The sequence below is a fragment of the Bacteroides sp. AM16-13 genome (assembly GCF_003602705.1).
GTDB lineage: Bacteria > Bacteroidota > Bacteroidia > Bacteroidales > Bacteroidaceae > Bacteroides > Bacteroides xylanisolvens.
In genome coordinates this window covers 42,248-52,082 of the sequence record NZ_QTLK01000012.1, presented here as the reverse complement: position 1 = coordinate 52,082, position 9,835 = coordinate 42,248, and the positions used below count along the sequence as shown (strand labels likewise).

The following is a 9,835-nucleotide window of genomic DNA, read 5'->3' as shown; positions in this document are numbered from 1 at the left end:
TCTCCCCCCCCCCCCCCCGCCACAGTTCTTTTATTTAGGTAATCTATTTACTTAATTTCATCCGGCCAGGGACAAGGTTTACCTGTCGCTTTGAAAGTCGGTCGTTGTGCATCTACTTTTCTTAGAAAGTTGCCCAGCTCTTTAGAAAGTTTCTTCACGATGTCCGGATGCTGTGCACTAAGGTCGTTGCTTTCTCCTATATCATCAGGTATGTTGAATAACTCTTTCTTTCCTGTTCCATAGTAATAAATCAATTTCCAGTCACCGTTTCGAACGGCACAATTAAAGTTGATTCCGGGACCGTCATTTCCCCAGTTGTTAGGCATATTCCAGAAAAGACTCCGACCCTTAGCTGGGTTGCCTGTCTGTTTCAGCAGAGGGATGAAACTGATACCGTCTATCGGTTGAACTGTCTGGTAGTTCTTGACACCTGCCATTTCAAGAATAGTAGGGTAGAAGTCTTCTATCAACAAGTAGTTGTTGCATTTGCTTCCCGGAGCTACTACTCCCGGCCAGCTGATAATCATCGGTTCGCGGATACCGCCTTCATAAGTAGAACCTTTACCACTGTTCAATGGATAATTCTGTGTATGCAGCTTGCCGTCACGCCATCCGGATTCGGATGCAAGTCCTCCGTTATCACTCATAAAAATGATAATAGTGTTGTTGGCTTCTCCATTCTTTTCCAGCCAGTTCATTAAATCACCTAAACTTTTATCCATTCCTTCAATCAGTGTGGCATAAGCAGCTTCATGGTCTGTCATTCCTTTTTTCTTGTACTTCTCATAGAAGCGCATATCTTTGTTCAAAGGAATGTGGATGGCATATTGCGACATATACAAATAGAAAGGCTGATTATACTTTTTCGCTTTATCCAGTGCTTTAATGGCTTCCAACGTCAATGCTTCAGTTACAAAGGTTTCCGTTCCCCAATATTTCTCTAATCCGGGAACAGACATCAGTGATACCGCTTTCCCATCTTTGGTATGTCCGTAGTTCTCTTCTCCCAGGTAACTGGCAAGTCCACCGGCCGCATGTCCGGCAATATTTACCTCGAATCCCCAATGATGCGGATCTTCCCCTGGAGTATCTATCGCTCCGAAATGGGCTTTTCCACAATGTATAGTATGATAACCGCTGTTCTTTAGCAGTTGCACGAAGGAGGTTCCTACGAAAGTATGATTAGTGCCGGACACTTGACTTACTCCATTGTAATTCCAGTCAGGGACTGCCAGAATGCTATCTTTACGGTCTGTCATTGTATTCTTTTGCAGCGTCCAGTTAGTTACTCGGTGACGTGCGGCGTTTGTTCCGGTGATGAGGCTGCACCGGGTAGGAGAACTGATACTGTTGGCATACGCTTGAGTAAACATCATTCCCTGTTTGGCTAACCGCTCCATATTGGGAGTCTCGTACAATTCGTTATAGTGTGTTTTCTGTGTCCAGAATGGGAGTGAAGTATCCTGCCATCCCATATCGTCTACCATAAAGAGAATGATATTCGGACGTTTGTCCGCGTGTTCTATTTGCATATTGCTTTGTGCTTGCAGATTGGTTGCAGCGAGTGGCACAAATGCAAGGGGTAATAATGTTTTTTAATTCATGGGGGTCATTTTATTCTATGGAATATGCATTAAAATTAATAATATCTGGTAATGCGATAGATTCGGTTAAAGATAAGTTCGAGCACTACAAAAAGGAATCATTTCTCACCGTGATGAGAATAAATACTCATAGTAGTGAGAATTTTTTCTCATTGCATTGAGAAAATTTTCTCATAGGCATGAGAACACTTGAGAAAATGCAAGAATGTAACTTGTTACAAATCAATATTGTATAATTTCAATTTATTATATAAAGTCTTTCGATCAATATTCAGTAATTGTGCTGCTTTACTCTTATTGTTTCCTGTTTGGCGTAGCGCCTCCAAAATATGCTCTTTTTCAGTCTCTTCATTGCGTAATGCAATGCTCGTATTGCTGGATGCAGGAGTTTCTAAAAGCTCGGTCCCCAATTCCAATAAAGTAATGAAACTGCTTTGTGCCAATAAAGTTGCTCTTTTGACGATGTTCTTCATTTGGCGCAAATTTCCCGGCCAATGATAATTCATTAAAGCTTGCGATGCTTTTGCATCGAAACCAATCAGGTGTTTATCCAGTTCCTTGTTTGCCTGATCGAGGAAGAAATTGGCAAAGAGCAGAATATCTTCTTTCCGTTCTTTCAGATCGGGCATACGGAGGGTAAATTCATTGATACGATGATAAAGGTCTTCACGGAAAGTACCTTTTTCAATGGCTTGTTCCAGATTCTCATTGGTGGCAGATACCAGACGAATATCTACCGATATCTCCTGTGTAGAACCTACCGGACGTATTTTTCTCTCTTGCAAGGCACGAAGCAGTTGTATCTGCACTTCATAACTAAGGTTTCCGATCTCATCCAGAAAGATAGTACCACCGTTGGCTGCAACGAAAGCCCCCGTTTTATCTGTCAGAGCACCTGTAAACGAACCTTTCACATGACCGAAAAATTCGGAAGCAGCCAGTTCTTTGGGGATAGAACCACAATCTACGGCAATAAACGGTTTATCGTTTCGTTTGCTAAGTTGATGAATACGGTGCGCCACATACTCTTTTCCTGTTCCGCTGGAACCGTTGATAAGTACGGACATATTGGTCGGAGCTACCAGACCTACATAATTGTAGAGTTGTTTGGCTGCATCACTTTCTCCTTCCAGATAAGCACGATGATTTTCTGTTGAATCTTTAGATGAAGTAGAAGCACCTTTTTTAGAAGAAGATTTAGCAACGTTATGAGTAGCAGGACTCTTTTCAGACTGCAGACATTCAGAAATTTTCTTCAGTAATTCTTCCGGATTTACCGGTTTGGCTATATAATCACGTGCTCCCAGTTTCATTGCCTGTACGGCGGATTGTATATCCGCATAGCCAGTCATGATGATTAAAGGAATGTCCATGCCTTGTTCATTCATCCATTTCAGCAGATCGATACCTTCGTGGTCGGGTAGTCGCAGGTCTGATAAAATCAGATCGACGTTTTGGCTTTCGATATGTTTTCGGGCGCGGGCAATATTACTCACTGATGATACTTCAAAGCCCTTTTTGCCTAGCCAGGTTTTTAGCATCATTCCAAAAGTGATATCATCTTCAACGATCAATATGGAGCTCATCATGTCAGGTTTTGATTCTTTTAAGTCACAAAGGTAAGAGGATTTAGGCGAAAGTGGTATATTTGCAAACTTAAATTAAATAAAAGTGTTATGAAAAAGATTCTATTGATAATATTAACCATATCGTTTTGCGGACTTACTGCCTGCAAAACCGGAACAAAAAAAGGAGGAGACATGGATAAAGAAACGTTGGTAAAGATTGAGACAACTGTAGGAGATATCGAGGTGAAACTATATAATGAGACACCGAAACATCGTGATAATTTTATCAAACTGGTGAAGGACGGTGTTTATGAAGGCACACTGTTTCATCGTGTTATCAAAGATTTTATGATTCAGGCTGGTGACCCGGACTCAAAGAATGCACCGAAAGGAAAAATGCTGGGTACGGGAGATGTAGGTTATACTGTTCCCGCTGAATTTGTATATCCTAAATATTTCCATAAGAAAGGTGCCCTGTCCGCTGCCCGTCAGGGAGATAATGTGAACCCGAAGAAAGAATCTTCCGGTTGTCAGTTCTATATCGTGACAGGTAAGGTGTTCAATGACTCTACCTTGCTGGGTATGGAAAGCCAGATGAATGAGAATAAGATTAATGTTATTTTCAATACGCTGGCACAGAAACACATGAAGGAAATTTATAAGATGCGAAAAGCAAATGACGAAAATGGTCTTTATGATTTGCAGGAAAAGTTGTTTGCAGAGGCACAGGAAATGGCAGCTAAACAACCGGAATTTCATTTCACTCCGGAACAGATTGAAGCCTATACAACGGTGGGAGGAACTCCGCATCTGGATGGCGAATATACTGTGTTCGGTGAAGTAGTGAAAGGTCTGGATATTGTGGATAAAATCCAGCAGGTGAAAACCGACCGTAGCGATCGTCCCGAAGAAGATGTAAAAATAACAAAGGTGACAATACTTGACTGAAATATATGAAAATCAACAGGCATATTCTTGATAATGGGTTACGTCTGGTACATTCGCAGGACGAAAGTACGCAGATGGTTGCCCTTAATATATTATATAATGTGGGAGCTCGCGACGAAGATCCCGAACATACCGGTTTTGCCCATTTGTTCGAACACCTGATGTTCGGAGGGTCGGTGAATATTCCCGATTATGATATGCCGCTTCAATTGGCGGGTGGAGAGAATAATGCCTGGACGAATAATGATATAACCAATTACTACCTCACTGTACCTCGTCAGAATGTAGAAACCGGCTTTTGGTTGGAATCCGACCGGATGTTGAGTCTTGATTTTAGCGAACGGAGTCTGGAGGTACAGCGGGGAGTAGTAATGGAAGAATTCAAACAGCGATGTTTGAATCAGCCTTATGGGGATATCGGACATCTTTTGCGTCCTCTGGCTTATCAGACGCATCCTTATCAATGGCCTACTATCGGAAAAGAGTTGTCGCATATTGCCAATGCTACGCTGGAAGAAGTGAAGGCATTCTTTTTCCGTTTTTATGCTCCTAATAATGCCATATTAGCTGTGACCGGTAATATCTCTTTCGAAGAGGCGGTTGCTTTGACAGAAAAATGGTTCGGCTCTATTCCTCGTCGGGAAGTTCCTCAACGGAACCTGCCACAAGAACAGGAACAGACGGAAGAACGGCGGCTGACGGTAGAGAGAAATGTTCCTCTCGATTCTTTATTTATGGCATACCACATGCCTGCCCATTGCCATCCGGATTATTATGCATTTGATATTTTGTCGGATGTGTTGAGCAACGGACGTTCCAGCCGGTTGAACCAGCGTTTGGTACAACAGAAACAATTATTTTCGAGTATAGATGCTTATATTTCCGGCAGTGTAGATGCGGGGTTATTCCATATTAGTGGTAAACCTTCGGCAGGTGTCACCCTGGAACAGGCGGAAGCGGCAGTGCGGGAAGAACTGGAACTGTTGCAGCAAGAATTGGTTGACGAACAGGAACTGGAAAAAGTGAAGAACAAATTTGAGTCCACCCAGATATTCGGCAACATCAATTATTTGAATGTGGCAACCAACCTGGCTTGGTACGAATTGCTTGGCCGGGCGGAGGACATGGAAAAAGAGGTCGATCGTTATCGGTCTGTCACGGCTGAACAATTGCGGGCGGTAGCTCAATCTGCTTTCCGTAAGGAGAACGGAGTAATACTATATTATAAGAAACAACAAAATTAAATTCTCCCTTTTTATAATCTATCAGTGAAAGGGGAAAGTCCCTTTGCCTGAAAATGGAGATACGTTTAGGTAACGGAAAAGTAAATGAGACATATTTATAGTACATATAAAGAGCATTATAAAGCACTAATTTTTCTCGGACTGCCGATTGTGATCGGTCAAATAGGAGTAATCGTTCTTGGATTTGCGGATACGTTAATGATCGGGCATCATAGTACGATTGAGCTGGGAGCAGCTTCCTTCGTCAATAATGTGTTCAATCTGGCGATTATTTTCAGTACGGGTTTTTCGTATGGGCTGACTCCCATTGTGGGAGGTTTGTATGGAACCCGCCAGTATGCCCCTGCGGGACAGGCTTTACGCAACAGTTTGCTGGCAAACCTGATGGTTGCATTGCTGCTGACTGTCTGTATGACTGTTCTTTATCTAAATATAGAACGTCTCGGACAGCCGGAAGAATTGATTCCCCTGATTAAACCGTATTACCTTGTTTTGCTCGCTTCACTAGTGTTTGTCATGCTTTTCAATGGATTCAAGCAGTTTACAGACGGAATTACGGATACAAAAACCGCTATGTGGATATTGCTTGGTGGAAATGTCTTGAATATCATAGGAAACTATATCCTGATTTATGGAAAGCTCGGATTGCCCGAGTTAGGTCTGTTGGGAGCAGGTGTCAGCACGCTGTTCTCGCGTATCGTGATGGTGATTATATTTATCATCATCTTTATGCGTAGTCCGCGTTTTGTCCGCTATAAGATTGGCTTTTTCCGTTTGGGATGGTCACGAGCTGTATTTGGGCATTTGAATGGTCTCGGATGGCCGGTTGCTTTTCAAATGGGAATGGAGACAGCCTCCTTTAGTCTAAGTGCGATCATGATCGGTTGGCTGGGTACTATCGCTCTGGCTTCTCATCAGGTTATGCTGGCTATTTCGCAGTTTACATTTATGATGTATTACGGTATGGGTGCTGCTGTGGCTGTTCGTGTCAGTAACTTCAAAGGTCAGAATGATATCATTAATGTACGTCGTTCTGCCTATGCAGGTTTTCATCTGATGATGACATTGGGCGTTGTGCTTTCTTTGATTGTCTTCCTTTGCCGGAATTACTTGGGAGGCTGGTTTACCGACAGTCAGGAAGTGGCTGCTATGGTGACCTCTCTAATCTTCCCTTTCCTCGTTTACCAGTTTGGCGACGGACTGCAGATTACTTTCGCCAATGCTTTGCGTGGAATTTCAGATGTAAAACTAATGATGATTATCGCCTTTGTCGCCTATTTCATTATTTCTCTTCCTGTAGGTTATTTCTGCGGCTTTGTCATGGGATGGGGAGTAGTAGGTGTCTGGATGGCATTTCCTTTTGGTTTGACGAGCGCAGGATTGATGCTTTGGTGGCGTTTTCATCACATGACGAAACTCCCCGAACCTCACCCCAAAACCTGATGCTAAATACTTGATAATTAAAACTTAATACTTAACCCCAATGGCTTCCTTCCGTTTTACAAAGTTGAAAATAACCGCCGGTTACACTTTGTTGCTGGCGATCCTCCTTTTCTCGCTGGTGTTTGTACATCGTGAGATGGAAGCATTGTCGGCCGCCGACGATCAACAGAATTTAAGAACAGACAGTTTATTGACCCTTCTCCATGAGAAAGATCAAAACACGATTCAGATGTTGCGGGTGCTAAGTGAGGCAAACGACAGCCTTCTCTCTGCTTCGGAAATCGAAGAAATCATATCCGAACAGGATTCTGTGATTACCCAGCAACGGGTACAACATCGGGTCATCACCAAACGTGACTCGTTAATCACTACTCCTAAAAAGAAGGGATTCTTCAAACGACTCGCCGAAGTGTTTTCCCCTTCTAAACAAGACAGTGCCGTATTAGTAAATACATCGTTGGAAGTAGCCACTGATACCATTCTCCAACCGACCACTTCTAAAGATTCTCTTCAGCAGAAAATCCGCATGGCTACCGAAGAAAAACGGTTGCAACGGAGGAAAACAATCCGACGTACCAGTACAAAGTACCAGCGGATGAATACGCAGTTGACGGCACGGATGGATAGCTTGATTAAACAGTATGAGGAAGAAATGACCTTGCGTGCCCGTCAGGATGCCGAACTTCAGCAGGAAGTGAGGATGCGGTCGGCACGTATCATCGGCGGTATCGCGGTTGGTGCCGTACTATTATCGGCTTTTTTCCTGATATTGATTATGCGGGATATTTCCCGTAGCAACCGTTACCGCCAGCAATTGGAGGTGGCGAATAAACGGGCGGAAGATTTGCTGATCGCCCGTGAAAAATTAATGCTTGCCATTACCCATGATTTTAAAGCTCCGTTAGGCTCAATTATGGGATATACCGAACTCCTGTCCCGATTGACAGAAGATGAACGGCAACGATTCTACCTCGACAATATGAAAAGTTCTTCAGAACATTTATTGAAGTTAGTCAGTGACTTGCTTGATTTCCACCGGCTTGATCTCAATAAAGCGGAAGTGAATCGCGTAACCTTTAACCCTTCCCAGCTATTCGACGAAATTTATGTCAGTTTCGAACCTTTGACCGCTGCCAAAGGTTTAGCCTTGCAATGTCACGTCGTCCCGGAACTGAATGGAAGATATATCAGTGATCCTTTGCGACTCCGGCAAATTGTGAACAACCTTTTGTCCAATGCCGTAAAGTTTACTCAAAAAGGAGAAATTAGCCTGACAGCCAGTTATGATTCTTCTAAGTTAACCATCGCCATTGCCGATACAGGAAAAGGAATGGCATCAGAAGATCGTGAACGTATCTTCCAAGAATTTACACGTCTTTCCGGTGCGCAGGGGGAAGAAGGTTTCGGACTCGGACTCTCTATTGTGAAGAAATTGGTAACTTTGCTTGAAGGAACCATTGACGTGCAAAGCACATTAGGAAAAGGGAGCTGTTTTACTGTAACTTTACCTCTTTATCCGGTAGGTAAATTCCTTGCAGAGAGCGAATCTCCGGAAAGTGAATCTTCGGAGAATGAAAGTCCATACGCTCCCAAACAGTCGGCTGCCATTCCTCCCATGAAAGTCATTCGTGTGCTTTTGATTGATGACGATAAGATTCAGCTGAATCTGACTGCCGCCATGTTGAAACAGCATGGTATTGATGCAGTGTGCTGTGAACAGCTGGAACAGCTGATTGAACAACTTCGCTCTTCCGTCTTCGATGTATTGCTGACAGATATACAAATGCCTGCCATTAACGGGTTTGATCTGGTAAAACTATTACGGGCTTCTAATATACCACAAGCAAAAACAATCCCTGTTATTGCTGTGACTGCCCGTAGTGAAATGGATAAAGCCGCTTTACATGAACATGGTTTTGCCGGTTGTTTGCATAAACCGTTTACAGTAAAGGAATTGTTGCTAACAGTAAATGAAGGTCAACTTTCGGCCGATGAAGCGCATATAACAGAAGATATGCAACTAAATGTAAATGCCCTCACTTCTTTTTCGGAGGATGATCCTGAAGCTACACATTCCATTATCCAAACATTTATAGAGGAAACACAAAAGAGTGCTGACCGGATGGTGCAGGCATTAAATGCTAAGGAGGTGGATGAAATAGCTGCAATAGCTCACAAACTTCTTCCTCTTTTTACATTGATTGGAGCTGGGAATGCTGTAATTCTACTGAGTTGGTTGGAGGCAAGGCGTGGGGAGGACTTTTCTACGGAAATAAATGAAAAGGTTGAGAGCATTCTTCAAGAAATTCAGAAAATCCTGAAAGAGGTAAACGGTGTAGAGTGTTCGAATATTCTTAATTCTGAAATATGATTTAATGTTTATTTATTGTTTTTTTCTATCGTTTATTTCTATATTTGCTGTCTAAAACTTGCTAAATGATACGTGAGCCTGGTTTTTCTATTAATCGGAAAGATATATTTGAAAGATTGTTCAGTGATTATTACGGGATATTAGTATGTTATGCTCAAAAATATACGAAACGTGAAGATATAGCTGAAGATATCGTACAAGATGTATTTGCATCTTTGTGGGAAGAAAATCGTATATTTCCTTCGCAAGCGAATTTTCGTTCATTTCTTTATATTTCGATAAGAAATGCGGCTTTTGATTATTTGCGACATCAAAATGTAGAAAGTCGTTATATTGAAGAAGCTTTGACTGCAAATCGTTTCTTGTCGGATGATTCTTTTCAGAAAGAAGAAGTTTTTCGCTTACTATTTAAACAGATTGATTTACTTCCGGAACGTTGTCGGGAAATATTCTTGTTACATCTGGAAGGTTATGATAATGATGCTATTGCTAAAAAATTATCGTTGTCAATAGAAACTGTTAAAACTCAAAAGAAACGTGCAATGAAAACTCTTCGGAACAATCTGAAAGAGAAATTGCAAAAAAAATATCCAGATACCTCATTTTTTATTCTTTTCTTGTACCTCGATTTATATCTATAATCGTTTGTGTAATACA

General features: G+C 42.1%; 7 protein-coding genes. 5 read left to right on the top strand and 2 right to left on the bottom strand.

Features of this window, described 5'->3' with window-relative positions:
- Positions 1-47: 47 nt before the first annotated feature.
- Both DW173_RS11430 and DW173_RS11425 read right to left on the bottom strand, forming a co-directional pair.
- The gene (locus DW173_RS11430) at positions 48-1,532 is read right to left on the bottom strand and encodes a sulfatase (protein WP_199722838.1); all 1,485 of its coding nucleotides are present in this window, start codon (positions 1,530-1,532) and stop codon (positions 48-50) included.
- Positions 1,533-1,819: 287 nt separating this feature from the next.
- The gene (locus DW173_RS11425) at positions 1,820-3,193 is read right to left on the bottom strand and encodes a sigma-54-dependent transcriptional regulator (protein WP_004304936.1); all 1,374 of its coding nucleotides are present in this window, start codon (positions 3,191-3,193) and stop codon (positions 1,820-1,822) included.
- A gap of 87 nt (positions 3,194-3,280) precedes the next feature.
- On the opposite strand from DW173_RS11425, the gene DW173_RS11420 reads away from it, so the two are divergent.
- The 5 genes from DW173_RS11420 to DW173_RS11400 all read left to right on the top strand — a co-directional run bounded on the left by DW173_RS11420 (position 3,281) and on the right by DW173_RS11400 (position 9,819).
- Complete coding sequence (locus DW173_RS11420; protein WP_004304934.1) at positions 3,281-4,120, top strand: peptidylprolyl isomerase; 840 nt, start codon at positions 3,281-3,283, stop codon at positions 4,118-4,120.
- 5 nt (positions 4,121-4,125) lie between these two features.
- Positions 4,126-5,364, top strand: coding sequence for a M16 family metallopeptidase (locus DW173_RS11415; RefSeq protein WP_004299932.1), 1,239 nt, complete (start codon positions 4,126-4,128; stop codon positions 5,362-5,364).
- Positions 5,365-5,448: 84 nt separating this feature from the next.
- Positions 5,449-6,807 (top strand): MATE family efflux transporter, encoded by a 1,359-nt coding sequence (locus tag DW173_RS11410; RefSeq protein WP_022199757.1) that lies wholly within the window; start codon positions 5,449-5,451, stop codon positions 6,805-6,807.
- Between the two features lie 40 nt (positions 6,808-6,847).
- Positions 6,848-9,178 carry a hybrid sensor histidine kinase/response regulator gene (locus tag DW173_RS11405; protein ID WP_008997863.1) on the top strand — a complete coding sequence of 777 codons (2,331 nt, stop codon included), beginning with the start codon at positions 6,848-6,850 and terminating at the stop codon, positions 9,176-9,178.
- Between the two features lie 65 nt (positions 9,179-9,243).
- Positions 9,244-9,819: an RNA polymerase sigma-70 factor gene (locus DW173_RS11400; RefSeq protein ID WP_004304929.1), complete on the top strand. Its 576-nt coding sequence runs from the start codon at positions 9,244-9,246 to the stop codon at positions 9,817-9,819.
- The last annotated feature ends 16 nt before the right edge of the window (positions 9,820-9,835 follow it).